Annotated in this window: 21 protein-coding genes and 1 tRNA gene; 13 read left to right on the top strand and 9 right to left on the bottom strand. The window is 63.0% G+C overall.

All coding sequences use genetic code 11. The features are described 5' to 3' along the window. Window positions 1-52 precede the first annotated feature (52 nt). The 3 genes from CKW37_RS23930 to CKW37_RS23920 all read left to right on the top strand — a co-directional run bounded on the left by CKW37_RS23930 (window position 53) and on the right by CKW37_RS23920 (window position 4067). A complete protein-coding gene (locus tag CKW37_RS23930) occupies window positions 53-565 on the top strand; it encodes a sigma-70 family RNA polymerase sigma factor (protein WP_095158697.1) in 513 nt (170 codons plus the stop codon). Continuing rightward, window positions 562-1509, top strand: coding sequence for a FecR family protein (locus CKW37_RS23925; RefSeq protein ID WP_256587843.1), 948 nt, complete (start codon window positions 562-564; stop codon window positions 1507-1509). Before CKW37_RS23930 ends, CKW37_RS23925 begins: the two co-directional genes overlap by 4 nt. 74 nt (window positions 1510-1583) lie before the next feature. Beyond that, window positions 1584-4067 (top strand): TonB-dependent receptor, encoded by a 2484-nt coding sequence (locus CKW37_RS23920; protein WP_095158695.1) that lies wholly within the window; start codon window positions 1584-1586, stop codon window positions 4065-4067. A 78-nt stretch (window positions 4068-4145) separates the two neighbouring features. On the opposite strand, the gene CKW37_RS23915 is transcribed toward CKW37_RS23920, so the two are convergent. The 4 genes from CKW37_RS23915 to CKW37_RS23895 form a co-directional block, all read right to left on the bottom strand. After that, window positions 4146-4544, bottom strand: coding sequence for a hypothetical protein (locus CKW37_RS23915; protein WP_095158694.1), 399 nt, complete (start codon window positions 4542-4544; stop codon window positions 4146-4148). Between the two features lie 438 nt (window positions 4545-4982). Further along, the gene (locus CKW37_RS23905) at window positions 4983-5777 is read right to left on the bottom strand and encodes a hypothetical protein (protein WP_095158692.1); all 795 of its coding nucleotides are present in this window, start codon (window positions 5775-5777) and stop codon (window positions 4983-4985) included. Further along, on the bottom strand, window positions 5764-6000 hold the full coding sequence (locus CKW37_RS23900; protein WP_095158691.1) for a PAAR domain-containing protein: 237 nt from the start codon (window positions 5998-6000) through the stop codon (window positions 5764-5766). The genes CKW37_RS23905 and CKW37_RS23900 overlap by 14 nt, the downstream gene beginning before the upstream one ends. A gap of 3 nt (window positions 6001-6003) precedes the next feature. Further along, window positions 6004-6249, bottom strand: coding sequence for a hypothetical protein (locus CKW37_RS23895; RefSeq protein WP_095158690.1), 246 nt, complete (start codon window positions 6247-6249; stop codon window positions 6004-6006). 341 nt (window positions 6250-6590) lie between these two features. On the opposite strand from CKW37_RS23895, the gene CKW37_RS23890 reads away from it, so the two are divergent. From CKW37_RS23890 to CKW37_RS23860, 7 genes are all read left to right on the top strand, one after another. Next, window positions 6591-7316, top strand: a complete 726-nt coding sequence (locus tag CKW37_RS23890) for a response regulator transcription factor (RefSeq protein ID WP_095158689.1) — start codon at window positions 6591-6593, stop codon at window positions 7314-7316. Further along, window positions 7313-8650 (top strand): sensor histidine kinase, encoded by a 1338-nt coding sequence (locus CKW37_RS23885; RefSeq protein ID WP_095158688.1) that lies wholly within the window; start codon window positions 7313-7315, stop codon window positions 8648-8650. The genes CKW37_RS23890 and CKW37_RS23885 overlap by 4 nt, the downstream gene beginning before the upstream one ends. A 143-nt stretch (window positions 8651-8793) precedes the next feature. Next, complete coding sequence (locus CKW37_RS23880) at window positions 8794-11013, top strand: TonB-dependent siderophore receptor (RefSeq protein ID WP_095158687.1); 2220 nt, start codon at window positions 8794-8796, stop codon at window positions 11011-11013. A 39-nt stretch (window positions 11014-11052) separates the two neighbouring features. Then, a complete protein-coding gene (locus tag CKW37_RS23875) occupies window positions 11053-11340 on the top strand; it encodes a DUF3649 domain-containing protein (RefSeq protein WP_095158686.1) in 288 nt (95 codons plus the stop codon). Then, a complete protein-coding gene (locus tag CKW37_RS23870) occupies window positions 11337-12935 on the top strand; it encodes a PepSY domain-containing protein (protein WP_095158685.1) in 1599 nt (532 codons plus the stop codon). The genes CKW37_RS23875 and CKW37_RS23870 overlap by 4 nt, the downstream gene beginning before the upstream one ends. Before the next feature lies 1 nt (window position 12936). Continuing rightward, window positions 12937-13266 carry a DUF3325 domain-containing protein gene (locus CKW37_RS23865; RefSeq protein WP_095158684.1) on the top strand — a complete coding sequence of 110 codons (330 nt, stop codon included), beginning with the start codon at window positions 12937-12939 and terminating at the stop codon, window positions 13264-13266. Between the two features lie 130 nt (window positions 13267-13396). Continuing rightward, the gene (locus tag CKW37_RS23860; RefSeq protein WP_095158683.1) at window positions 13397-13855 is read left to right on the top strand and encodes a type II toxin-antitoxin system HipA family toxin; all 459 of its coding nucleotides are present in this window, start codon (window positions 13397-13399) and stop codon (window positions 13853-13855) included. Here CKW37_RS23860 and CKW37_RS23855 read toward each other — a convergent pair whose 3' ends face one another. Further along, a complete protein-coding gene (locus CKW37_RS23855) occupies window positions 13856-15331 on the bottom strand; it encodes a methylenetetrahydrofolate reductase C-terminal domain-containing protein (protein ID WP_095158682.1) in 1476 nt (491 codons plus the stop codon). 218 nt (window positions 15332-15549) lie between these two features. On the opposite strand from CKW37_RS23855, the gene metE reads away from it, so the two are divergent. Next, complete coding sequence (gene metE / locus CKW37_RS23850) at window positions 15550-17847, top strand: 5-methyltetrahydropteroyltriglutamate--homocysteine S-methyltransferase (RefSeq protein ID WP_095158681.1); 2298 nt, start codon at window positions 15550-15552, stop codon at window positions 17845-17847. 190 nt (window positions 17848-18037) lie between these two features. Here metE and CKW37_RS23845 read toward each other — a convergent pair. The 4 genes from CKW37_RS23845 to CKW37_RS23830 form a co-directional block, all read right to left on the bottom strand. Then, a tRNA-Met gene (locus tag CKW37_RS23845) sits at window positions 18038-18114 on the bottom strand. Window positions 18115-18207: 93 nt separating this feature from the next. Continuing rightward, window positions 18208-20631, bottom strand: a complete 2424-nt coding sequence (locus CKW37_RS23840) for a TonB-dependent receptor (protein ID WP_095158680.1) — start codon at window positions 20629-20631, stop codon at window positions 18208-18210. A gap of 93 nt (window positions 20632-20724) precedes the next feature. Beyond that, on the bottom strand, window positions 20725-21657 hold the full coding sequence (locus tag CKW37_RS23835) for a FecR domain-containing protein (RefSeq protein ID WP_095158679.1): 933 nt from the start codon (window positions 21655-21657) through the stop codon (window positions 20725-20727). Next, on the bottom strand, window positions 21654-22175 hold the full coding sequence (locus CKW37_RS23830; protein ID WP_095158678.1) for an RNA polymerase sigma factor: 522 nt from the start codon (window positions 22173-22175) through the stop codon (window positions 21654-21656). The genes CKW37_RS23835 and CKW37_RS23830 overlap by 4 nt, the downstream gene beginning before the upstream one ends. A 146-nt stretch (window positions 22176-22321) precedes the next feature. Here CKW37_RS23830 and CKW37_RS23825 point away from each other — a divergent pair, with 146 nt between their 5' ends. Beyond that, a complete protein-coding gene (locus CKW37_RS23825) occupies window positions 22322-23530 on the top strand; it encodes an MFS transporter (protein ID WP_095158677.1) in 1209 nt (402 codons plus the stop codon). 100 nt (window positions 23531-23630) lie between these two features. Further along, complete coding sequence (locus CKW37_RS23820; RefSeq protein ID WP_095158676.1) at window positions 23631-24995, top strand: diguanylate cyclase; 1365 nt, start codon at window positions 23631-23633, stop codon at window positions 24993-24995. Window positions 24996-25010 lie beyond the last annotated feature (15 nt).

The following is a 25010-nucleotide window of genomic DNA, read 5'->3' as shown; positions in this document are numbered from 1 at the left end:
TTTCTGTGTCGGCGCCGTAAGATAGAATCATTCCCATTTAGTCCTGTGTCCCATGAAAGCCACTCCGCCAGCAGACAGTCTCGATGCGTTGTACAAGGGCTATCACGGCTGGCTGCTGAGCTGGCTGCGGCGGCGCCTGGACTGTCCGCACAATGCTGCGGACATGGCCCAGGACACCTTCATCCGTCTGCTGGGCGCTGGCGCCTATGTCACGCCGCGCGAGCCGCGGGCGTTTCTCGCCACCGTGGCGCGGCGCTTGTTGGTGGATCGCAGTCGTCGACACAAGCTCGAACAGGCTTACCGCGACGAACTCGCGCGGCATGCCGAATTCATGGAACAGGCACCGTCCGCGGAACAGGTGATGGCCGCTGTGCAGGCGTTGGAGCATATCGCCCGGGCGCTGGAAAACATGTCGCCGCGCATGCGCCAGGTGTTCGTCCTGCGCCATCTGGATGGCTTGAGCCATGCGCAGATCGCCGAGCAATTGAACGTCTCGACCAAGACCGTGCAGAACGATCTGGTTCAGGCACTGCTGCAATGCCACGCCGCCGGTGGTGTGCTGTGAAGCTCCCGGCGGCGGTGCTGCGTCAGGCGGCCAAATGGCTGGTGCGCATGGACGACGAGCCGGATGCCGAGGCGCGGGAAGCCTTCCGTGTCTGGTTGACTGCCGATCCCACCCATCGTCAGGCCGTTCAGGCGCTACAGGGTAGTCTGGCGCCACTGCATGACCTGCCGAGCGCACCGGTGCGCGCGGCGCTGGGCACCGTGGTCGCGCGTTCGCGGACGCGGCGCAGCCTCAAGGCACTGGCCGTCGCGGCAATGCTGGCGATCCCCGCCGCGTTGGCGCTGCAGCAATTTCCGCCGGCCTACCTGATGGCCGACATCCGCACGGGCGTCGGCCAATGGAGCAGTCAGCAACTGCCCGACGGCAGCCGTATCCAGCTCGATGGGCGTTCGGCGGTGGACCTGCAATTCGATGGGCAAACCCGCACCCTGCGCCTGGTCAGCGGCGAAATCCTCGTCGATGTGGCCAAGGATGCCAGCCGGCCCTTCCTGGTGGTCACCGAACACGGCAGCGTGCGTGCCCTGGGCACGCGCTTCGTGGTCGAGCGTCTGGGTGAGTCCACGCGGTTGGCGATGATCGAATCCAGCACCGAAGTGAAGAGCGCCGGCGACAGCGTCACCGTGCCGGCCGGCCAACAGGTGCAGTTCGACGCCCATGGCATCCATCCGCCGCAACCGGTGGACGGGGTCGGGCTGGAGCAGGCGTGGAACGCTCATCAACTGGTGATTCGCGAGCAGCCGCTGAGCCAGGTGCTGGAGCGCCTGGCCCGTCATCATCGCGGTTACCTGAGCTATGACGCGAAGGCCCTGGCCGGGCTGAAAGTCTCTGCGGTACTGCCCGCCGACGACAGCGAGCGCGCATTGCGCCTGCTGGCGCGCAGCCTGCCGATCGAGGTCGAGCACTACACCCCGTGGCTGACCCGGGTTCGTCTCGAACAGAAATAATTCTCAAACCTTTTTCCACTAATCGTTTGCCGTGCGTCCTTGTACTAGCCAACACCTAACGAGGACTACGGAAGATGTCTGCATCGCTACGCCCCCGCAACGCCAGCAGTGCCCTGGCGCTGGCCATCCACTTCGCCATCGTCGGCGCCCCTTTGTTCGCGACCTTGCCGGCCCAGGCCCAGCAACAGGTGCAGCGCTACGACATCCCGGCCGGCGCGCTGGGTGATGTGCTGAGCCGTTATGCACGCGAATCCGGCGTGGCGATTTCCTTCAATGCCGAGCAGGTGGCACGCAAGCGCAGCACCGGTCTGCAAGGCAGCTATGGCGTGCCGGAAGGGTTCGCCACACTGCTGCGCGGTCAGGGCCTGCAAGCCCAGTCCAGCCCGGACGGCTATGTGTTGATCGACGTTCCACAGGTCAACGGCGCGCTGGAGCTGGGCGCGACCAGTGTCACGGGCGTGGGGCTGGGGAGCACCACCGAAGGCACGGGTTCCTACACCACCGGTGCGACAAACACCGCCACCAAATTGAACATGAGCCTGCGCGAAACCCCGCAGTCGGTGAGCGTGCTGACCCGCCAGCGTATAGACGATCAGAACCTGCGCAGCATCGGCCAGGTGCTGGAACAGGCGCCGGGGCTCAATGTGCAGAGCCCGGGCAGCGACCGGCTCTACGTGTTCTCCCGTGGCCTGGCAATCGACAACTATCAGTTCGACGGCATGCCCACCACGTCCTTCGCCTTCAGCCAGGCGCTGCCCCATGCGCTGGCGGACATGGCGATCTACGACCGGGTCGAAGTGGTGCGCGGCGCCACCGGCTTGCTCTCTGGCGCGGGTGATCCTTCCGGCACCGTCAACCTGGTGCGCAAGCGCCCCACCGACACCTTCAAGGGCTACATCAGCGCCGGCCTCGGCTCCTGGGACCTGTACCGCACGGAAGTGGATGTCTCCGGCCCGCTGACCGACAGCGGCAACGTGCGTGGCCGGGCGGTGGCGGCGTATCAACAGGGCAACAGTTTCACCGACCACCTGCAGCAGGAAAAAACCATCCTCTACGGGATCACCGAATTCGACCTGAGCGACAGCACCCTGCTCACCGTCGGCGTGGACTACCTGGACAGCGATCCGCGCGGGTTCTCCACAACCGGCCTGCCGCTGCTCGACAAGTACGGCAACAAGCTGCACACCTCGCGCTCCGACAACCCGGCCAGTCGCGACAGCAGCAACCATCAGGAAATCATCAACAGCTTCGCCTCCATCGAGCAGAAGCTGGCCAATGACTGGACCCTGAAACTGTCCACCAGCTACCTCTACGGCACCCGCGACTACGATTCGGTGATCGCCGGCACGTCCACCGGCTTCGTCGATCCGGCCACCGGCAGCGGCCTGAAATATACCGCCACCAAGGGCGAAAACTGGCAGAAGCAAAAAGGCCTCGACCTGATGCTCTCCGGCCCGTTCCAGGCCTTCGGCCGCGAGCATGAACTGGTCATGGGCTTCAACTACCAGGACTACGAAAACCGCCGCAACGGCTTCGGCCATCCCACCGCGTCCGGTGGCAGCAACAACCTCGTCAGTGGCCTGCCGGTGAATATCCGCACCTGGGACAACTACGGCCCGCGCCCGACGTACAGCATCAACCGCGAAGACGACAACTTGCAGCAGCGGCAGAACGGCGCCTACCTGGCGACCCGCCTCAAGCCCACCGACGACCTGTCGCTGGTGCTCGGTGCCCGGGTGAGCAACTACAAATACGGCGCCAGCTACCACTACAACGTCCCGGCCATGGTCTACCTGAACACCGACGATTCGGTGCGGGTCAGCGGCGAAGTCACACCCTATGCCGGCGTGGTCTACGACCTCGACGACAACCACTCGCTGTACGCCAGCTACACCAGCATCTTCAAGCCGCAGACCTACAAGGACCAGAGCGGCAAACTGCTCGACCCGCGAGAAGGCGACAACTACGAAATCGGCCTCAAGGGCGAGTACTTTGACGGTCGCCTGAACACTGCCTTCGCGTTGTTCGAGGTGAAGCTGGAAAACGACAACGTGCCCGACGGCATCATCATCGGCACCGACTACGACACCGCCTACGCCGCGAAGAAAACCACCACCCGTGGGTTCGAAATGGAAGTCAGCGGCGAGATCCTGCCGGGCTGGAACGTCGACGCCAGCTACAGCCACTCGCGGGTCAAGGACAGCGAAGGCGAGCGGATCAAGACCATCATCCCGACAGACATCTTCAAGCTCTGGACCACCTACCGCCTGCCTGGCGCACTGGAGCTCCTGACCGTCGGCGGCGGTGTGAACTGGCAAAGCAGCATCCACTTCACCTCCGAAAGCTGGATGTTGCCGTCGCCATCGACCTACAAGCAGGACGACTACGCCACGGTCGGCCTGATGGCCCGCTATCAACTCACCTCCCAATGGTCGGCAACCGCGACCGTCAACAACCTGTTCGACAAGAAGTATGTGAGTTCGCTGGATGAGAACTTCTACAGCGGGAGTTATGGGGCGCCGCGGAATGTGATGGTGACGACGAAGCTGGAGTTTTAAGGGATACAAGGTGCCCTATCATTAGGTGAGGGGCACCGCTATGGAAGGGGCATGTGCTCACAATGATCCTTTTGAAATTCAGTAATTACCAATCAGCTTCATGAGAATAGTGAAAGCCAGTATCCATATCAGGGGGAATATGATCATTAGTCTTGAGGTTTTGCTCCATTTTTCTATGTGGGGTGGAATGTTCTTGATGTCGTCTTCGCATACCCGATCATCAAGTGTGTAGAGGTGCGGGTGGAGAATAATGTGATTCAAAAGGGTTTTCGCGTTGTTTTTCTCGTGTTTGTCTCCATGCGTTATAAGATGCTCGGATAACACTACGTAGCTGCTATTGGGCATCGCCTTGAAAATTTCCCTGTGGTGCATTTCTTCGATTTTTTTGTCTATATTGATAACTGCATAAAGCGTAATAAAGCCGATGCCAATAATGCAAAGCCACATACCTTTTGACCACATCGTCATGTCAATCATGGTGTGTTTATAGATCCTAAATTTAAGACGGTTTAGAGTGTGGCAAGTTGCTTTATGTATTTTCTGGCTATAAATATAAAGAAAGCCAGTAAAAACCAGGCGAGTCCAATTTTCTGGAGAGTGTTATCCCTTGCTAGTATGTTTTTTAAGTGTTTTGGGAAGTGCTCGGCATCACAGCGAGAAATAAGTCCGATCGAAATAAATCTGGCCTGAAAGACTGCTCCATGCAAAAGGCTTGGGATAAGTATCCGTCTCGAAAGCCCTTGTGATACGTAGAGATCCATGGTCATGGATAAGTCAGGGCTACACTTGATGGATGCCATCATTTCGTTGAGGTACTTTCTCGTGATGTAGATCCGATGAGAAAGTGCGATGACGAACGTGACGGGGATGCCAAAAATTATTATCGAAAATGTTAATGCGGTCCAAATTCCCATGTCAGTCGTATAGGAAGTGGTCGCGAACGGCCTCTTCCACCTCTATGACGATTTCTCCAGTTACTTGTCCGACAACCGTTCCGAATTCGGCGCCGAAATAAGAAGACGTAGCGACAACGGCTACAGTACAAGCCACATGTTTTCTAGGGTTTGGCGCCAGTTTGTAGCAGATAAAAGCGCTTTCTTTCATCGCGGTTTTTGCTGCGTAATAGCCGCCTAGAGCCATTCCTGTGAATTTTAATGTTTCCGTTATTTCGGCTTTTTTACAAGTTTCTGTCGAGCCGATGTCGCATGCCTCTTTGATTAAGAGGGCCGATGAGATTCCTCCTATACCAATAGCCAGATATCCACCGTGCTTCATATACGTGGTTGCCTTGCTAATGATATTTATGTGCTTAGAATATCCTGGAATTTTCCCGGGGCCGCCTGCCTTCCTCCAGTGATGCACAAGGCTCTTGCTTGAAATACGCAAGGATTTTTGTAGTTTTGGGTGGTTGCCCAACGAGAGAAGGCTGCGAATTTTTGAGGCGTTGAGCAACTTGACGTTGAGCTCATCAAGAATAACTTTTCGCTTGCTGAAAAATTCCGGTACGTTGAGACGGCCATAGCTGCGATACGTATCGACATACAGCGCCTCGAGTTTCTGCAATGTACGGGTGATTTCGCCCATATGTTTTTCCATGCCGGCAGCAGTAACACCGGTCCAGGTTGAAGCACTTCCAAGAATCGCCGCGATTTGGGACTGATGTTCCCTCATGAAATCCGCGTCCGCTGGCGTCAAATCAGCCAACGCCACGGCAACCTCCTCCGCCGCTTCCGTTGCAGAGGATGGTCGGCGCGGTTTCAACGAGGGTGCCCACCTTGCCGCATTTGGGGCATTCGGTGGTTCTGTCGCCGAGGCGCAGTACGCCTCGGCCACCCTGGGTGGAGTAGGGCAGGCTGCCGAGGCAGATGGCGCCCGTTGTGGTCTTGTCGCCATGAAGGCCGTGCCCCAGGCCGTTTACCAGTACGCGGGCCATGGCTCAGTCCTCCGTCACATACACGCCATCGGAGGAGAGCAGGCCCTTTCTCGAGATGAGAAAGACCTGGTCCTGCAGGGTGTCGATGATTTCGTCGCCGTTGGCGAGGCGGCTGCCGACCACGGCGATGTGGCTTCCTTCCTCGAGGCTGTGGGGCAGGATTGCTGCGCTGCTGCCGTCCGAGTATTCGGCGACATCTCCAGCCTGGGCAACGCCGACCTCCAGGCCGTTGTGCAATGTGATCCGCATTTCGCTGGTTGTCTTGCGAATGACCCCGCCCTTGCGGGTGTGGCTACCTTCGCAGGCCAGGCGGTGGTAAAGCGATGAGTGGTGCTGTCCACGGTGCTGCTCCTTGCAGAGGGTCCGCTTGTTTTTCTGAATGAAAAAACAGCGGTGCCTGTCGGTTGGGAGCCTGCAACCCTGGAGGTTTGGTTAGCGGAAAGACATCAGACGTTTCCTAAAAGGTGATAGGGATTTTTTGATGGTTAATGCGGGGCATGGATAAAAAATAGACATCCGCCTGTGGGCATCTTCCGCATCTTTAGTCAGAATACGCGACAAAGAAACATTCTCATTTGCAAGGTACCCCCATGCAGGCCGCTGCTTCCCCACGCGCTCCGATCCGTATCCTCGCCATCGAGGACGACCCGGTGTTGTCCGCCCATATCGACAGCCACCTGGGCCAGCGCGGGTTTGCCGTGACGGTGCGGCATGACGCCAGCGACGTGGTCGAGCTGGTGCGCGACGGCGCCTATGACCTGGTGCTACTGGATATCCTGCTGCCCGACAGCAATGGCCTGGAGATGCTCGCCGAATTGCGCCGCCGCCAGCGCGTGCCGGTGATCCTGATGTCGGCGCTGGGGGCCGAGCAGGACCGTATCGTCGGCTTCAGCCAGGGCGCCGACGACTACCTGCCCAAGCCGTTCAGCATGGGCGAGATGGATGTGCGCATCGACGCGATCCTGCGTCGCGTGGCCTACGAGCGTGCGGACCACAGCGGCCATGAGGCGTTGGGCCAGGCGCTTGACCTGACCTTCGATCCGCTGCGCAGCGATGTCTGCAACAACGGTGTCTGGGCGGATCTCACCAGCACCGAATACCGCATCCTCGAAACCTTGCTGCACTCGCCCAACGAGGTGCTGAGCAAGACCTTCCTTTACCAGCAGGCGCTGCACCGGGCCTATTCGATCCACGATCGCAGCCTCGACATGCACGTCAGCCATATCCGCCGCAAATTGCAGTCCATCGGCTACAGCGCCGGCCGGGTGGAGACGGTGCGTGGCGCCGGTTATGTGCTCAAGCGCGTGACGCCATGACGCTGCCCGACCGCCATTCGCTGTTCTGGAAACTGGTCGGCGGCATTGCCCTGCTGAGCCTGCTGATCATCAGCCTGCACGTGGATGTCAGTCAGCGCATCGAGATGACGACCGCCAAGTTGCCCGAGCCGACCCTGCAGATTCTCGCGGACTACGCCCGCGAGGCGGAGAGCGCCTGGACCGAAAACGGCACGCCCGGGGTCGATGGGTTTCTGGCTTCGTTGAAGGCGCGAGAAGGCGTCTGGGCGGCGGTGGTCGGGCAGCATGACCTGTCGCTGTCATCGCGCCCGTTGCGCGGGCGCGAGCGCAAGAAACTCAACTTCATGCGGCCGCTGGACTGGTCGGTGGGCCGGCCCGGTGGCACGCCGACCTTCTACATCCCGTTCAGCGACAGCGAAGCCCGGCTGGTGATGGACCTGCCGCCGCGGCTGGACCCGCGCAAGTACAACCACCTGTGGCGACTGTTGCTGGAGCGGCTGCTGCCGGCGTGCCTGGCGCTGGGTCTGGGCGTGTTGCTGTACCGCACGGTGATCGCGCCGATGGTGATTCTGCGACGCCAGGCCAACGCCCTGAGTGCCGGTAATCTCTCGGCCCGGGTCGGCGCGCAACTGACCCGCCGGCGTGATGAATTGGGCGAGCTGGCGCGTGCGTTCGACCACATGGCCGGGCGCCTGGAAACCACCGTCGGCTTCCAGCGCCAGTTGCTCCGCGACCTGTCCCACGAACTGCGCACACCCTTGAGCCGCCTGCGCGTCACCGGCGAGCGCGAGCAGGACACCGCCGCGCTGCGTCAGCGTCTTGAGCGGGAAGTGCAAAGCATGGAGCGGCTGATCAACGACACCCTGGAGCTGGTCTGGCTCGACACCGAACGCCCGCTGCTGCCGCTGGAACCGGTGGATATCGGGCGCTTGTGGGAGGTGCTGTGCGAGGACGTCTGCTACGAAAGCGGCTGGCCCGCCGAGCAGTTGCACAACGATTTGCCCGCGGGCTGTACCGTGCTCGGCAACCTCAACAGCCTGGCCCAGGCGCTGGAAAACATCCTGCGCAACGCCGTGCGCCACTCGCCGCCAGGCGGGATCGTGCGCCTGGGGGGCGACCGCGATGGCGATGACTGGCACCTGTGGATCGAAGACCAGGGCCCGGGCGTGGCGCCGGCCAAGCTGGAAAGCATTTTCCAGCCGTTCACCCGGCTCAACGCCGCGCGACCGGGCGGCGATGGTTTTGGCTTGGGCCTGTCGATCGCGCGCAGTGTGGTGCAGTTGCAGGGCGGTGAGGTCTGGGCGCAGAACCGCACGCCAGGGCTGCGCGTCAACCTCAGGCTGAGAAGTGTATGAAATGTAAAAAAGATTTACTCTCATTTACGAATCTATAGCATTCGCGCTCGTCCCGGGCAGACCTGGGGTGAGTCGGATGTCATCGTTTTTCCATTCCTCTCGCTCCTTTTCTGCAGGCCCTCATTGCGAAAGGAGCGTCGTCGATGCAACCCCGATTCAAGCTCAATCACCTCTGCCTGGCCCTGTTGGCCGCATCCCCTTCGACCCTGCTGGCCGCCACTGACGCGCAGACCGGCGAGGCGCTGGAGCTGAGCGACACCCATGTGGTGGCCACCGCCGCGGAAGAGCTGAAGCAGGCGCCCGGCGTCTCTCTGATTACCGCGGAAGACATCAAGAAGCGTCCGCCGGTCAACGACCTGTCCGAGATCGTCCGCAAGATGCCCGGCGTCAACCTCACCGGCAACAGCGCCAGCGGTACCCGTGGCAACAACCGGCAGATCGACCTGCGCGGCATGGGCCCGGAAAACACCCTGATCCTGATTGACGGCAAGCCGGTCACCTCGCGCAACTCGGTGCGCTACACCCGCTCCGGCGAGCGCGACACCCGCGGCGACAGCAACTGGGTGCCGGCCAACGAAGTCGAGAGCATCGAGGTCCTGCGCGGCCCGGCCGCGGCGCGCTACGGTTCCGGCTCGATGGGTGGCGTGGTCAACATCATCACCAAGCGTCCGACCCAGGAAATCACCGGGAGCATTTCGGCCTTCACCAACCTGCCCGAAGACGATGCCGAAGGCGTGACCAAGCGCACCACCTTCAGCCTCGCCGGCCCGCTGACCGACTCGCTGACTTTCCGCGTCTACGGCAACCTGAACAAGACCGATGCTGACGACGCCGACATCAACCAGGCTCACACCGACACCGCGTCCGGCGCCTCCCTCGCCGCGGGCCGCGAAGGCGTGCGCAACAAGGACGTCAACGCGCTGCTGAGCTGGGCGCTGGACAACCAGCAGACCCTCGATTTTGAAACCGGCTTCAGCCGCCAGGGCAATATCTACACCGGCGACGTGGGCACCGGCGGTACTGATTCGCTGACCCCGGGCAGCACCGTCAACCAGTGGCTCGGTCGCGAAACCAACACCCTGTACCGGCAGAACTTCTCCGTCACCCACCGTGGCGACTGGGAGTTCGGTACGTCGCGTGTGCTCGCGCAGTACGAGAAGACCCGCAACGACCGCCTGCTGGAAGGCCAGACCGGTTCGGTCGATGGCGATATCAGCGGCAACGACAAGTCCCTGAGCACCTACGACAGCTACCTGGTCCAGGGCCAACTGGACATCCCGCTGCAGGTGCTGGTGGCGCAGACCCTGACCCTCGGCGCCGAGTGGAATTACCAGGAACTGGATGACCCGAGCACCATGAACCGCGCCATCGGCACCACCCTGCCGAACTCCGCCGCGGGCGCGCGGGCCACCGACATGGATTCCACCATCATGGCGGTGTATGCCGAGGACAACATTGAGCTGACGCCCAACTGGTACCTGACACCGGGCCTGCGCCTGGACCACCACGATCAGTTCGGCGCCAACTGGAGCCCGAGCCTGAACACCTCGTACAAGCTCACCGACGACATCACCCTCAAGGGCGGCGTCGCCCGGGCCTTCAAGGCACCGAACCTGTACCAGTCCAACCCCAATTACCTGTACCGCAGCAACGGCAACGGCTGTGCGCCGAGCCTCAGTTCCAACGGCTGCTACGTGCTGGGCAACGACAACCTCGACCCGGAAATCAGCATCAACAAGGAGCTGGGCATCAGCTTTGCCCGCGACGGCTGGAGCGCCGGCCTGACCTACTTCCGCAACGACTACGAGAACAAGATCGTCTCGTCCAACGACCTCGCCGGGCGCACCTCGGCCAACGAAGCGATCCTGCGCTGGGACAACGCCAAGGACGCCGTGGTCAAGGGCTGGGAAGGCAACGTCGGCGTGCCGCTGCTGGGCGAGGCTGGCGAGATCCTGAGCTGGAACACCAACTTCACCTACATGGATTCCAACGAAGACAGCGACGGCAACCCGCTGTCGGTGGTGCCGGAATACACCGTCAACACCATGCTCGACTGGCAGGTGACCCAGGCCCTGGCGCTGAGCCTGACCGGCACCTACTACGGCAAGCAGGAGCCGCGCCGCTTCAACCCGACCCGGGACGTCGACGTCACCGCGCAGAACGAACTGAAGACCCTCGATCCGTACCACGTCTGGGGCGTTGGCGGCACCTATGAAGTGAACAAGAACCTGTCGTTCGGTGCCGGCATCAACAACCTGTTCGACAAGCGCGTGTACCGCGAAGGCGCGGGCACCAGCTCGGGTGCCAGCACCTACAACGAGCCGGGTCGTGCGTTCTATGCGTCGGTGACGACCAGCTTCTGATCAGAGACCTTCAAGGCCAGCGGGAAACATGAGCCCCCCATGAAAACAACAACCTTCTCCTGGCCCATGCTCTCCCGCATCGTCGCCGCGATTCTGGGCGGTTACGCCTTCACCTATGCCTTCACCGCCGCACTGGCCCGGCTATTGCCGCTGGACAAGGTCGACGCCCTGATCAGCGCCAGCCTGCTGTCCTTCGCCGTCTACACCGGCGTCATCCTCTGGGCCTTCGCCTGCCGCAGCGCTGCCCGCGCCTGGGCCGGGCTGGCGCTGGCCGTGCCGCTGGCGGTGATCGGCTTCTGGCCGCAACTGCTGGAGACCCTGGGATGAAACCGAAGACCATCACCCAATCGCTCTCGTGGATGCACACCTGGAGCGGGCTGATCTTTGGCTGGGTCCTGTTCGCGATTTTTCTGACTGGCACCCTCGCGGTGTTCGACAAGGAAATCGACGGCTGGATGCGCCCGGAAATCCCGACCCACAACCTTAGCCAGGACGAGGCCGTGCAGCGCGGGCTGGATTACCTGCAAAGTAATCATCCCGGCGCCAGCGCCTGGAATATCGGCCTGCCCGGCGAGCGTTCGCCGAACCTCACCGTTTCCGCCGGCGAGCAGCGCCGTGGCGGCGGCACCGCGCTCGACCCGCACACCGGCGAGTCGCTGGACGTGCGCGAAACCGCGGGCGGTAGCTTTTTCTTCCGCTTCCATTTCACCCTCAACCTGCCGCGCAACATCGGCATCTGGGTGGTGGGGCTGGCGGCCATGGCGATGCTCGCGGCGCTGATCAGCGGCATCGTTATCCACAAGAAATTCTTCAAGGAGTTCTTCACCTTCCGCCCGGCCAAGGGCCAGCGCTCCTGGCTCGATGCGCACAACGCCACGGCGGTGCTGGTGCTGCCCTTCCACCTGATGATCACCTACACCGGGCTGGTGATTTTCTACCTGATCTATATGCCGGCGGCGTCCGACGCGCTGTTCGATGGCGACCGCGATGCGCTCAACCGCGCCCTGCGCGGCATGCCGGTGGCGCAGCATGCGGCCGCGCCAAACGCGGGTCAGCAGGGGCAGCCGCGAGGCGAACATGCGAGTGGCGGACGTGGCGGCGAGGCGGGCAGGGCCCGGGGTGAAGCGGCATCATTGACCCCTTTGGCGCCGCTGCTCGCCGAGGCGGAGAAGGCCATGGGCCCGTTGTCCGGGTTGTCGATCCAGAACCCCGGGCGCAGCGACGCGCGCATTGAAGTACGGCCGATCCTCGGCAACCGTATCGAACTGACCAAGGGCCAGAGCATGGTCTTCGACGGCGTCAGCGGCAAGGTGCTGCGCGCGCCCGCCGAGAGCCGCCCGAGCCTGCTGACCCAGCGCGTGATGTCCGGCATGCATTTCGCCCAGTTCGGCGGTTACCCGATGCGCTGGCTGTACTTCCTTTGCGGCCTGGCGAGCTGCGCGATGATCGCCACCGGATTGGTGCTGTTCACCGTCAAGCGCCGCCGCCGACACGACAGCGAAGGCGCCCTCGGCGCGCTGCTGTATCACGTTGCCGAGCGCTTCAACGTTGCCGCGGTCGCCGGTCTGTCGCTGGCCTGCATCGGCCTGCTCTGGGCCAACCGCCTGCTGCCGGTGGAACTGGCGCAGCGCGGCGGCTGGGAGGTGCGGGTGTTCTTCCTGATCTGGCTGGCGACCCTCGGCCACGCCATCGTCCGGCCATGGCTGCGCGCCTGGCAGGAACAGCTCGGACTGGCGGCGCTGCTATGCCTGACCCTACCGCTGCTGAACTTCCACACCGTCAACCGTGGCGACTTCCTCCTCCTGGAAATCACCACCGTCCTGATCGGCGCCGTGCTCGGCGGGTGCTGCTGGAAACTCGGCCAACCGCCCAAGGAACGCCCCGCCCGACGCGCCGCGAGCGCCAGCCTGGAGGTGAATTGAGATGAGCATCGCGTTATCCACAGGCGTGCTGCTGGCCTACAGCGGCATGTTGGCTTTGTGCCTGGGATTGGAGCGGCACTTCAAGCAGGTCTGGCAGCGCGTCCCCTCGCTGATGCTGCGCCGTGTGCTGCGGGTTGGCGGCTGGATGGCGCTGTTGGCCAGCTTCGCCGCGAGTGTCGCGGCCTGGGGCTGGGCGATGGGACCGATTGGCTGGTTCGGGCTGATCTCGTTGGCAGGGCTGGCGCTGGTGCTGTTGTTGCCGTATCGGGCGCGGACGGCGGTGTGGTTGGCTGTTGCGGGGTGGCCGTTGTTGGGTGTGGCGTTGGTCTGATGCCAGTGCCGGAAACGTCAGGACCGTATGACAAACCGATCCGGTTGTTTTCTGAAGACAGGCCGTGAATGGCGGAGAGATTTTTCCCTCAGCACTGCACGCCAACGGTCGTCTTCGCTGGCGCTCTTCAATGAACAAGAAGCCCGGCGAATACTCCTACGCCGAAGCCTTCGCGGTCCTGCGCTCACTGAAGCTGGGGCGGGAAGAAGCCGTGCAGTTTTTCCGGCGGATGGTGTTCAACGTCATCGCCCGCAACCAGGACGATCACACCAAGAAGATCGGTTTTCTCCTCGACACCGACGGCACCTGGTACCTCTCGCCGGCCTATGACGTGACGTGGTCGTATATGCCCGGCAACTTCTGGGTGGGCAGCCATCAGATGAGCATCAACGGCAAGCGCGACAATTTTGTCCTGGATGATCTGCTCGCGGTGGGCAGCCAGGTCAGGGGCATGAACGCGAAGCAGATCATTCGCGAGGTGCACGACGCCGTGGTGCGCTGGCCAGAGATTGCACGGGGTGTGGGGGTGGCCGAGGTGACGGTCGAGGCGATTGCAAAGTCGCATCGGTTGTATCTGGGCGTTGAATGATCACGGCGCCATGGTTGTCACGGATTCCCGAGAAGGCACTGGCGGAGTCTGCACCTCGAACCACTGCGGCCACGAACTCTGATGTCGCCTACCCACTTCCACGCAGGGAATCAGCCGCTCGCTCAATACCGCCGTCTGCCCGACGGCTTTGGCGATGCGGTACTTGATGCTGTGAATACATTCCCGGTCGCCAAACTCGCAACGGTTCAGTTGGGTGCCGCCGCAGGGCCCATTGGCCAGGCCTTTCGGACAGGTTTCCGGGCAGGTGTAGAGGGTGTCTTCAAGGCGGCAGCGGCCGCAGGTGTCGCATCCCACCAAGGGCCTTTTCAGGCTGCGTTCGATGCGGTGCAGCCAGCGTGCTCCCGTGGCTGTTGACCACAGCGGTCGCTGCACCGCCCAGCCGAAGGCGCGGCTCAGCAGGGTGGTGCGGCTGAACAGTTGCGCGTGAAAACCGGACAGCAAGTGATAGCGGAGCTTTTCCGTAGGTGAGGCGCTGACCCGCGATTCGCCTGCGCGCCAGTCCATGTTTGGCGGATGGAACGTCACAGGCGGTACGCCTGGCATTTGCCAACTGGCGGCCCAGGCCTGCGCCCACTGCTCCGAACTGTGGACCTTCGCTTCCCAGTGATCGAGCGCCTGTTCCAGCGCCCGCAATTGCCGCTCTTCGTGGATGCCGGAGAGGTGGATGCCCGCATAGCCGATCAGTCGCAGGCCGATGATCTGCAGCGCCAGCCGCTCGACGCTGCGGGCTTGGGCATGGTCTTTCGAGACGGCTTCTTCCGCCGCCATCAGCGCGTGCATCGACGGTGAAACCGTGACCCCGGCGACCTGTTCGAGCATGCTCGCCCGCCCGCGGGTGAGGCTCATGATGCAGGCCAGCAGCGGCCTCGGTGACGGTTGCCGGCTCATCCAGTCGAAGGCTTCGCGGAATTTGTCCATGTCGAAACCAAGTTGCAGGGTCATGAAATCCGCGCCCGCGGCCAGCTTCTTTTCGGCCTTGAAATACTGCGCGCCGCCTTCTTCCTCGCGGTACTTGAACGGGTTGAGGGCAGCGCCGAGCAGCCAGTCCGGCCGCGCCTGGCGAACGATCTGCAACGCCGGCACCGATTCCAGGTAGCGCACCGGTTGCTGGCCGGGCTGGTGGCCCGGCAGGCGGTCGCCGGTGAGCATCAGCAACTGGTCGAGGCCGAGGGCGTCCATCCGTTCCAGTTGCGCCAGCAGGTCGTGGCGCTCGCGGTTTTTGCCGGAGAAGTGCAGCAGGGCGGGGACGGGCTGGGTGAGGGTGGTGAAGGCCTCTTCGGGCGACAGGTCGAACGCGCTGCCCACGCGATCGCCAATGGCCGCGACCATCGGCCAGCCGCGGAACATGCCACGCGCCATCACCTGTTCGAACGCGGCGAAACGCTGCGGCTTGGGCACGAACTCCATGACGCACACAAACTGCTTTTGCCGTAGCGCCTGTTTCAACACATTCATGATTTCTCGTTACCCGCGGGGGCTGACCGTGCGGCCATTCTGGGCCATGTCGGCTGCGAGTCCATGCCCGAGACCGTACGAAACTGCTTTGAAAAAGACATTCCCGGAAAAATGCAACATGAGGGGATCTCTAGATCATCGTTAGGAAAATGAGTTTGTCTCATTTTAGGCGAGCCCCGACAATTCCCTCATTCACTTTTATGTTGAGGGAACTGCAAATGGCTTTGGCACATAACCTGGGCTTTCCACGCATCGGACGCGACCGTGAACTGAAAAAGGCACAGGAAGCCTTCTGGAAAGGCGAACTGGATGAAGCCGGCTTGCGCGCCGTTGGCCGCGACCTGCGTGCCAGCCATTGGCAGGCGCAGAAAGATGCGGGCATCGAGTTGCTGCCGGTCGGCGATTTCGCCTGGTACGACCAGGTGCTGACCCACTCGCTGACCTTCGGCGTGATCCCCGAGCGCTTCCGCAATCACGGCGCTGCCAAGCCGACCCTGCAGACCCTGTTCGCCATGGCCCGTGGCGTCAGTGGCGGTTGTTGCGGCGGCGCCCACGCCCAGGAAATGACCAAGTGGTTCGACACCAACTACCACTATCTGGTGCCTGAGTTCAGCGGCGACCAGCAGTTCGAACTGAGCTGGGAACAACTGTTCGACGAAGTCGAAGAAGCCAAGGCCCTTGGTCATGCGGTCAAGCCGGTGGTGATCGGTCCGCTGACCTACCTGTGGCTGGGCAAGACCAAGGGGGTCGAGTTCGACAAGCTCGACCTGGTCGATCGCCTGCTGCCGCTGTATGACCAGATTTTCAATCGCCTGGCCGAGCAAGGCGTGGAGTGGGTACAGATCGATGAGCCGATTCTGGTCCTCGATCTGCCACAGGATTGGAAGAATGCCTACGAGCGCGTTTACAACATCCTGCAGCGGGCGCCGCTGAAGAAAATGATCGCCACCTACTTCGGTGGCCTGGAAGACAACCTCGGCCTGGCCGCCAATCTTCCGGTGGAGGGTTTGCACATCGATCTGGTCCGCGCGCCGGAGCAGTACCCGACCATCCTCGACCGTCTGCCGGCCTACAAAGTGCTGTCCCTGGGCGTGGTCAACGGCCGTAACGTCTGGCGCTGCGACCTGGAAAAGGCGCTGGACGTCCTGCGTCACGCCGCTGCTCGCCTGGGCGACCGTCTGTGGGTCGCGCCGTCCTGCTCGCTGCTGCACAGCCCGGTAGACCTGGGCCGCGAAGACAAGCTGGATACCGAACTGAAAAGCTGGCTGGCCTTCGCCGTGCAGAAGTGCCAGGAAGTCGCCGTGCTGACCCAGGCTGTCAACGCGCCCGAAGCCGCCGAGGTGGTTGCCGCGCTGGAACAGAGCCGCGCGGTGCAAGCCAGCCGCGCCGCGTCGCCACGCATTCACAAGCCGGCGGTACAGGCGCGTCTGGCGGCGATCAAACCCGCCGACAGCCAGCGCCTTTCCGCCTTCGAGCAGCGCATCGCCAAGCAACGTGCCGGCCTTGATCTGCCGGCGTTCCCGACCACCACCATCGGTTCTTTCCCGCAGACTTCGGCGATCCGTCTGGCGCGGCAGTCCTTCAAGCAGGGCAAGCTGACCGAGTCCGATTACGTCGAAGCGATGCAGAGCGAGATTCGTCACGCCGTGCAGATCCAGGAACAACTGGGCCTCGACGTGCTGGTGCACGGTGAAGCCGAGCGCAACGACATGGTCGAGTACTTTGCCGAGCAGCTCGACGGTTATGTGTTCACCCGCTTTGGCTGGGTGCAGAGCTACGGTTCGCGTTGTGTGAAACCGGCGGTGATCTTCGGTGACCTGAGCCGTCCGAAAGCCATGACCGTGGAGTGGATCCGCTACGCGCAGGGCCTGACCGACAAAGTGATGAAGGGCATGCTGACCGGCCCGGTGACCATGCTGATGTGGTCGTTCCCGCGGGAAGACGTGAGCCGTGAAGTCCAGGCGCGGCAGTTGGCGCTGGCGATCCGCGACGAAGTGCTGGACCTGGAAGCCGCCGGCATCAAGATCGTGCAGATCGACGAAGCCGCCTTCCGCGAAGGCCTGCCGCTGCGCCAGAGCGCGTGGGGGCACTACCTGGAGTGGGCGACCGAAGCCTTCCGCCTGTGCGCCTCCGGTGTGCGTGACGACACCCAGATCCACACCCACATGTGCTACAGCGAGTTCAATGATGTGATCGAATCGATCGCCGCGATGGACGCCGACGTCATCACCATCGAGACCTCGCGTTCGGACATGGAACTGCTGGAAGCGTTCGAGAAGTTCGACTACCCGAACGAAATCGGCCCGGGCGTCTACGACATCCACTCGCCGCGCGTGCCGACCAAGGAAGAGATGGTCAAACTGCTGCGCAAGGCGGCCAGGCGAATTCCGGCCGAGCGTCTGTGGGTCAACCCGGACTGCGGGCTGAAGACGCGAGGCTGGCCGGAGACGGAGGCGGCACTGGTGAATATGGTGGCGGCGGCGCGGGAGTTGCGCGGGGATAAGGCGTTGGTGTGATGCCCGTGAGTAGTAGGTGATTGCTCAAATGACATGGCCTCTTTAGGCGCGGGTAAACCCGCGCCTAAAGAGGCCATGTCTTTCCTGGTTCTGGGTGCGGGAAAACCCAAACGACAGAAACAAAAAAGCCCGCGCAAGGCGGGCTTTTCTGTTTGCCTCAAAATTGCTTTCGCAACTTCGGGGCGGGGTATGGTGGCTACACAGGGACTTGAACCCCGGACCCCAGCATTATGAATGCTATGCTCTAACCAACTGAGCTATGTAGCCAAGTGGCGCGCATTATTCGCCTGAAACGAATATCTGTCAACACTCTATTTCAAAAAATTTTGCGCGCTATCAACCGCTTAGCCGAATGCGGCGTCAGAAGTCGTATTTGAAGCCGGTCATGAGGCTGCGCGGCGTGCCGTAGTTGCCGTAGCTGCTGGTCATGCTGAAGTATTTTCGGTCGAACACGTTGTCCAGGTTCACCGTCGCACTCAGGTTCTGGCTGATCTGGTAGCGCGCCATCAGGTTGGTCACGGCGTAGCTGCCCTGGGTGAAGGTGTGCAGGTCGCTGCCCACCTTGCTCTGCCAATTCACGCCGCCTCCCACTGTCAGTTTGTCCAGCGCGCCCGGCAGGCGGTAGCTGGTGTAGGTCTTCAGGCTGTGTCGCGGCAGGATGGTGTAGATGCGTTCGTCGTCCTTGTCCGTGGTGGTGGTGTAGACGTAACCCGCCGCCGCTTGCCAGCCTTCCGCCAATTCGCCGCTGAGTTCGAATTCCACGCCTTTGGAGGTGGTGTCCTGCTCGGCCGAGTACACGTTGTCGTGCTGCCAGATGGCGAGGTTGTCCTGCTCCAGCTTGAACACGGCCAGGCTGGAGTTCAGCTTGCCGTCCAGGTGGCTGCCCTTGATGCCGATCTCGTAGCCCACGCCTTCCATCGGGTCGAACGGTTTGTTGTCTTCGTCGCGGACCCACGAACCCTGCGGGCTGAAGATCTTGGTGTAGCTGGCGTAGACCGACCAGGTGTCGTCCAGGTCGTAGACCACCCCGGTGTACGGGATGAACACGCCGGTTTCCTTGCGATTGACCTCGGTCGTCTCCGCGCCGTAGGGCTTGTCCTCGGTGTCGCGTTTCCAGTCGATCACCCGGCTGCCGAGGATCAGTTTCAGGTCGTCGGTCAGGTTCAGGCGCGTGGTGGCATACGCGGCGTACTGGTTTTCTTTCATGCGCGATTTTCCGGATTCGGTGAATTCCGGTTTGAGCTGCTTGCCGTCCCAATCGAAGATATTGCCCACTGCCGCATCGGACGTGGCGTTGTAGTCATAGCGCCAGCCGCCCCAGCTCGGTACATGCTCGCGGTACTGCGACAGGGTCACGCCGGTGATCAACTCATGCTCGCGCCCCAGCAGGCTGAACGGGCCGGTCAGGTAAGCGTCGAGGTTGTTCTGGCGCGGCGTGCCGGAGAAGCGCACAGGCAATTGCGACAGGCCGCTGCCGTCGGTATTCAGGTTGCCCATCAGGAAGCCGAACACCTCGTCGAACTGGTTTTCCGAGTGGCTGAACTCGACCTTGCCGCTCCAGCCGTTGCCCAGTTGATGTTCGATCGAGGTGAAAAAGCTGGTCTGCACGTGGTCGTTGTAGGACCAGGTCGGGGCGCTGTTGATCGACCGGCTCAGGTTGGTGCGCTCGCCCGAGGCGAAGCGGGTGGGCAAGCCGGTGCGCAGGGGCGAGTCGACGTCGGTGCGCTGGTAGCTGAAGCCCGCGGTCAGCAGGGTGTCTTCGCTCAGGTCGAATTCGGTGATGCCGTAGAGCGTCTGGGCATCGAGTTTGTAGCGATCAACCCAGGCATGCTCGCTCTTGATGTCCGCCACCAGCCGCCCGCGCACGTTGCCGCTTTCATTCAGCGGGCCGGACACGTCGAAGCCGCTGCCGTAGCGATCCCAATTGCCGACCGAGCCGGTGATGCTCGCCTGGCTTTCATAGGTCGGGCGCTTGCGGATCAGGTTGATGGTCGCCGACGGGTTGCCCATGCCGCTGATCAGGCCGCTGGCGCCGCGGACCACTTCGACGCGGTCGTACATGGCCATGCTCTGGGTGTAGTTGTCCATGCGCGCGACGGTGGGTACGCCGTCGATCTCGTAGTTCTGCACCGCGAAGCCGCGGGACCAATAGGCGTCGCTTTCGGCGCCGAGTCCGTCACGGGTGACGATGATTCCGGGCGTGGCTTCCAGCGCGTCGGACAGGTTGGTCAGGCGCTGGTCATCGAGGCGCTGGCGCGTCATCACGGTCAGCGACTGCGGGGTTTCCTTCGGGCTGAGGTTCAGCCGTGTCGAGCTGCTGGAGGAATAGGTGGTGTACAGCCCGGTGCCTTCGGTGGTCGAGCCCGGCGCCTTGCCGGAAATGCTCAGGGCATCCAGTTGCAGGCTGCCGCCGTCGAGGTTCACCGGCAGGTCGAGGAGGAAGCTGTTGGCGTTGGGCTGGCTCAGGCGTGCGCCGGTGCCTGCGGTGAGGCGCTGGATCGCCTCGTCGGCGCTGAGCCGTCCTTGCACGCCGGGCGACTGCATGCCGCCGACCTGGCTGCTCTGGTAGATCACCTGATAGCCGCTCTGCGCGCTGAACTGATCGAGCGCGTCGGCCAGCGGCTGGGCGCCGATGGTGAAGTCGAAACGCTGCGCCTGGGCTTCGCGGGTGCTGGTCTCGGCGGCCTGCAAGGTGCCGGCCGGCAGCGCGGTGACCAGGGTCGCGGCCAGGATGGCGCGGGCCAATGGCAGGCGTTTGAAGGCGAAATCGAATGGGTACTGCATGTGTCCTCCCCCAGAATACAAATGGTAATGCTTCTTATGTGGAGGTGTGACGCAGTAGATTCAGGAATTACCGGACGCTCGCGAAAATAATTTTCAGCGCACGATCAGCCAGCGCCCGGCGAGGGAATCGGCGCGCAATTTCTGGCTGCTGAGCAGGGCATCGAGGGCGTTGTCGGCCTGGTCGAGGTTGAAGCTGCCACTGACCAGGCGCTGTCCGGCAGCGGCGTCGAGCAGCAGCAAGGATTGGCCTTGATAGTCGGCCAGTCGCTGGAGGACCTCGCGCAGCGGCACATCGCGGACCCGCAACTGACCGTCGCGCCAGGCCAGCAGGCGTTCGGCATCCACCGCCTGCGGCGGATCGATCTGCTCGCCGTGCACCGTCAGGCGCTGGCCGGGCGTGAGGACCTGGGTTTGCGCGCCGGCGAGCACCTGCACCTTGCCGCTCTCCAGCACCACTTCATCGATCCCGTCGCCGCGCGCGACCGAGAACCGGGTGCCGAGCACCCGCACCTGGGCGTCATCGACGTTGACCACGAACGGCCGACCATCGTGTTTCACCTCAAGGAACAGTCGCCCCTGGCGCAGGTGCAGCGTTCGAATCGCGCCGTCCAGTTCGACATCCACCGCGCTGTTGCTGTCCAGGCGCAGTTGCGAGCCGTCGGCGAGGGTGAAGCTGCCGCGTTCGCCAGCGTGGGTGGCGTAGTCGCTGTTCAGGCGTTGCAAGGCCGGCCATTGCGACCAGGCGACACCCGCCGCCAGCAGCAGGCAGGCCGCGGTCGCCAGCCGAGGCCAGCGCTTGCCGCGCGCGCGCTCGGCCTTGCGCACCCGCCGCGCCGGCAGTTCAAGCACCTGCCACAGCGACTCGACTTCGGCGAACGCCCGCGCGTTGTCCGGCGCCTCACGCCACTGCTCGAAAGCCTGCCGCTCGGCCGCGCTCAGGTCCTCGGCGCGCAGCCGGGTGAACCAGTCCAGCGCTTGTTGCGCGGGATCGGCGGCGAGGTCGGCGGGAGAGGACGGGACGGTCATGACGATTCGGTCTGGTTGCGCGCATGCAGAGCGGCGGCTGCGCAGTGGCTCAAGGCTTTGTTCAGGTGGCGCTCGACGGCGCGATGCTCCAGGCCCAGTTTTGCGGCGATGTCCTTGTAGCTCATTTGCTCGACCCGGGCCAGCAGAAAAACCTCGCGGGTCGGCGAGGGCAGGCCGTCGATCAGCCGCTCCAGGTGCGCCAGGGTGTTGCCCGCCACGGCACTGCGTTCCGGGCTGGTTTCGGTGAGCAACTGTTCCAGCGCCTGCTCGTCATTGACCCCGCGCACCTGATTGCGGCGGGCGTGGTCGATGCTCAGGTTGCTGGCGATGCGGTAAAGGAAGGCGCGCAGGTTGCCGACTTCGCCGCGCTCGCTGTGCATCAGGCGGATGAAGGCGTCCTGCAGCAGGTCGCTGGCGGTCTCGCGGCAGCGCGTGCGACGGGTGAGAAAGGCCATCAGTTCGCTGCGGTGGCGCTGGTAGAGCCCCGCCAGGCTTCGGTCTTCCTGATCCTCGGACATGCTGGGCGCCGCGCAGGTGAAATGAGCGGCGATGCTAGCGTTATTGAGAATTATTCACAAGCAGCCGTTCGGCAAAAAGAATAGTGCGCTTGCTAACGATTTCGCCATAATCGGAGCCTTTCCTGCCCTCCGATGGATGCTGTCCCATGTCCTCAAGTACCGCCGCGCCAACCGCGTCCGCTGCCAGCCAGAGCAGCCCGCTGGTGATGCGCATCATTGCCGCCTGCGCCTTGGCGCACCTGATCAACGACCTGATCCAGGCGGTGCTGCCGTCGATTTATCCGCTGCTCAAGGCCAACTATGACCTGAGCTTCGCCCAGGTCGGCCTGATTACCCTGACCTTCCAGATCACCGCCTCGCTGCTGCAACCGGCGGTGGGTTTCTACACCGACCGCAAGCCGATGCCCAACCTGCTGCCGCTCGGTACGTTGTGCACGTTGGTGGGCATCGTGATGCTGGCGTATGTCGGCAGCTTCGCGATGATCCTGCTGGCCGCCGGGCTGGTGGGCATCGGCTCCTCGACTTTCCACCCGGAAACCTCGCGGATCGCCCGGCTCGCCTCGGGCGGCCGCTATGGCCTCGCCCAGTCGACCTTCCAGGTCGGCGGCAACGCCGGTTCGGCGTTCGGCCCGCTGCTGGCGGCGGCGATCATCATTCCGTTCGGCCAGGGCAACGTCGTTTGGTTCGGCCTGTTCGCCGTGGCCGCCGTGATAGTGACCTACGGCCTGAGCCGCTGGTATCGCGAGCACCTGAACCTGTTCAAGGCCAAGGCCGGTCAGGCCGCGACCCACGGTTTGTCACGCGGGCGGGTGATCAGCGCGCTGGTGGTGCTGGGGCTGCTGGTGTTCTCCAAGTACTTCTACATGTCCAGCCTGACCAGCTACTACACCTTCTACCTGATCGAGAAGTTCGACCTCTCGGTGGGCAGTTCGCAACTGCATCTGTTCCTGTTCCTCGGGGCGGTGGCGGCCGGCACCTTCTTCGGCGGGCCGATCGGCGACCGCATCGGCCGCAAGGCGGTGATCTGGTTCTCCATCCTCGGCGTGGCACCGTTCACCCTGGCGCTGCCCTACGCGGACCTGTTCTGGACCAGCGTGCTCAGCGTGATCATCGGCTTCATCCTCGCCTCGGCGTTCTCGGCGATCGTGGTGTACGCGCAAGAACTGGTGCCGGGCAATGTCGGCATGATCGCCGGGGTGTTCTTCGGCCTGATGTTCGGCTTCGGTGGCATCGGCGCGGCGCTGTTGGGTTACCTCGCGGATATCCACGGTATCGAGTACGTCTACTACCTGTGCTCGTTCCTGCCGCTGTTGGGGATTCTGGCGATCCTGCTGCCGTCGACGAAGAAGCGCTGACAGGTCTGAAGCGCCACGTTACGCCGGATTTGCCCGGTTGGGCTCCGATCCAGTAACGTGGCGCTTTGCAATCTTCCGGTTGTTCTCCGAAGTAGCCCCTATGCCCAACGCCTCCGCTCCTGAGCCACTCCCCGAAGCACAGGAAGTCCTGCGCCTGCGGGAAATCATCGCGCACAACTCCGACTGGCTCTGGGAAGTGGACAGCCAGGGCCGCTACACCTTCTGTTCCGAGCACAGCCGACAGATGCTCGGCTTCGCCCCGAGCGAGGTGCTGGGCAAGACACCGTTCGATTTCATGCCGCCGGACGAAGCCGCGCGGGTCGGCGCGATCTTCGGCGGGATCGTGGCCGAGCAACGTCCTTTCGCCGGATTGATCAACCGCAATATCCGCTCCGATGGCCGCCTGGTAGTGCTGGAAACCAGCGGCGTGCCGCTGTTCGACGCGCAGGGGACCTTCACCGGCTACCGCGGCATCGACCGTGACGTCACGCCCGGCATCGGCCCGCTGGACCGCCGCGAAGTGCAACTCGAAGCGCTGTACGCCGCGGCTTCCGTGGCGCTGGGCCTGGTGGACCGGCAGGGCGTGCTGGTCAACGTCAACCGTGCGCTCGGCCAACTGCTCGGCGGCGACGCCACGCAATTGGTCGGGCAACCGCTGCCCGCGCTGCTGCCCGTCGAGCAACTGGACCTGGCGCAGTGCCTCGCGGAACTGGAGCGCGACCAGGCGCTGGCGGACCGCGAACTGGACTGGAAGGGCCACACGTACCTGATGAAAATCGGCGCGGTGCGCGACCTCGACCACGAAGTCCTCGGCATGACCCTGGCCCTCAGTGACATCACCGAGCAATGCCTGATGCGCCAGGCCCTGGCCGAAAGCAATGCGCAACTGGCCCAGGCCAATGCCCGCCTGCAGGCCCTGGCCAGCGAAGACTTCCTCACCGGCCTGCCCAACCGCCGGCGCTTCGACGAAGCGCTGTTGCAGGAGAAGGCGCGCTCCCGCCGCGAAGGCCGGCCGCTGTCACTGCTGATGGTGGATGTCGATCAGTTCAAGGTGTTCAACGACCACTATGGCCATCAGGCCGGCGACGAGTGTCTGCGCAAGATCGCCATGTTGCTTGGCCAGTCCTTGCTGCGCCCGGGGGATCAGGTCTGCCGTTATGGCGGCGAAGAGTTCGCGGTGATCCTCCCCGACACCGACGCCCATGGCGCGCGCACCGTCGCCCGCGAGCTGTGCCAGGAAATCTACGACGCCAACCTCAACCATGCCGCCAGCCCCATGGGGCGGGTGACCCTGAGCATCGGTTGCGCCAGCTACGACCCCGACCGCCCCGGCGACAGTGTTGCCCTGACCTCATTGCTCAGTGTCGCGGACCTCGCGCTGTACCGCGCCAAACAAGAAGGCCGCAATCGTTTAGTGGTGGGAACGGCGCCTGATGAGGAAGCCTTGCCGTCGCGGCTGTCGTGACCCCGTCGCCACGCC

The organism is Pseudomonas sp. Irchel 3E13 (assembly GCF_900187455.1).
GTDB lineage: Bacteria > Pseudomonadota > Gammaproteobacteria > Pseudomonadales > Pseudomonadaceae > Aquipseudomonas.
This window is presented reverse-complemented; position numbering and strand designations above follow the sequence as displayed.

Excerpts from the sequence above, each read along its gene's own strand:
- CKW37_RS23860 (WP_095158683.1), top strand. The coding sequence starts at position 13,397 with ATGAACAAGAAGCCCGGCGAATACTCCTACGCCGAAGCCTTCGCGGTC.
- CKW37_RS23820 (WP_095158676.1), top strand. The coding sequence starts at position 23,631 with ATGCCCAACGCCTCCGCTCCTGAGCCACTCCCCGAAGCACAGGAAGTC.
- CKW37_RS23855 (WP_095158682.1), bottom strand. The coding sequence starts at position 15,331 with ATGAATGTGTTGAAACAGGCGCTACGGCAAAAGCAGTTTGTGTGCGTC.
- CKW37_RS23895 (WP_095158690.1), bottom strand. The coding sequence starts at position 6,249 with ATGCGGATCACATTGCACAACGGCCTGGAGGTCGGCGTTGCCCAGGCT.
- CKW37_RS23830 (WP_095158678.1), bottom strand. The coding sequence starts at position 22,175 with ATGTCCGAGGATCAGGAAGACCGAAGCCTGGCGGGGCTCTACCAGCGC.
- CKW37_RS23870 (WP_095158685.1), top strand. The coding sequence starts at position 11,337 with ATGAAACCGAAGACCATCACCCAATCGCTCTCGTGGATGCACACCTGG.
- CKW37_RS23825 (WP_095158677.1), top strand. The coding sequence starts at position 22,322 with ATGTCCTCAAGTACCGCCGCGCCAACCGCGTCCGCTGCCAGCCAGAGC.
- CKW37_RS23885 (WP_095158688.1), top strand. The coding sequence starts at position 7,313 with ATGACGCTGCCCGACCGCCATTCGCTGTTCTGGAAACTGGTCGGCGGC.
- CKW37_RS23880 (WP_095158687.1), top strand. The coding sequence starts at position 8,794 with ATGCAACCCCGATTCAAGCTCAATCACCTCTGCCTGGCCCTGTTGGCC.
- CKW37_RS23890 (WP_095158689.1), top strand. The coding sequence starts at position 6,591 with ATGCAGGCCGCTGCTTCCCCACGCGCTCCGATCCGTATCCTCGCCATC.
- CKW37_RS23920 (WP_095158695.1), top strand. The coding sequence starts at position 1,584 with ATGTCTGCATCGCTACGCCCCCGCAACGCCAGCAGTGCCCTGGCGCTG.
- CKW37_RS23875 (WP_095158686.1), top strand. The coding sequence starts at position 11,053 with ATGAAAACAACAACCTTCTCCTGGCCCATGCTCTCCCGCATCGTCGCC.
- CKW37_RS23900 (WP_095158691.1), bottom strand. The coding sequence starts at position 6,000 with ATGGCCCGCGTACTGGTAAACGGCCTGGGGCACGGCCTTCATGGCGAC.
- CKW37_RS23915 (WP_095158694.1), bottom strand. The coding sequence starts at position 4,544 with ATGATTGACATGACGATGTGGTCAAAAGGTATGTGGCTTTGCATTATT.
- CKW37_RS23930 (WP_095158697.1), top strand. The coding sequence starts at position 53 with ATGAAAGCCACTCCGCCAGCAGACAGTCTCGATGCGTTGTACAAGGGC.
- CKW37_RS23840 (WP_095158680.1), bottom strand. The coding sequence starts at position 20,631 with ATGCAGTACCCATTCGATTTCGCCTTCAAACGCCTGCCATTGGCCCGC.
- CKW37_RS23835 (WP_095158679.1), bottom strand. The coding sequence starts at position 21,657 with ATGACCGTCCCGTCCTCTCCCGCCGACCTCGCCGCCGATCCCGCGCAA.
- metE (WP_095158681.1), top strand. The coding sequence starts at position 15,550 with ATGGCTTTGGCACATAACCTGGGCTTTCCACGCATCGGACGCGACCGT.
- CKW37_RS23865 (WP_095158684.1), top strand. The coding sequence starts at position 12,937 with ATGAGCATCGCGTTATCCACAGGCGTGCTGCTGGCCTACAGCGGCATG.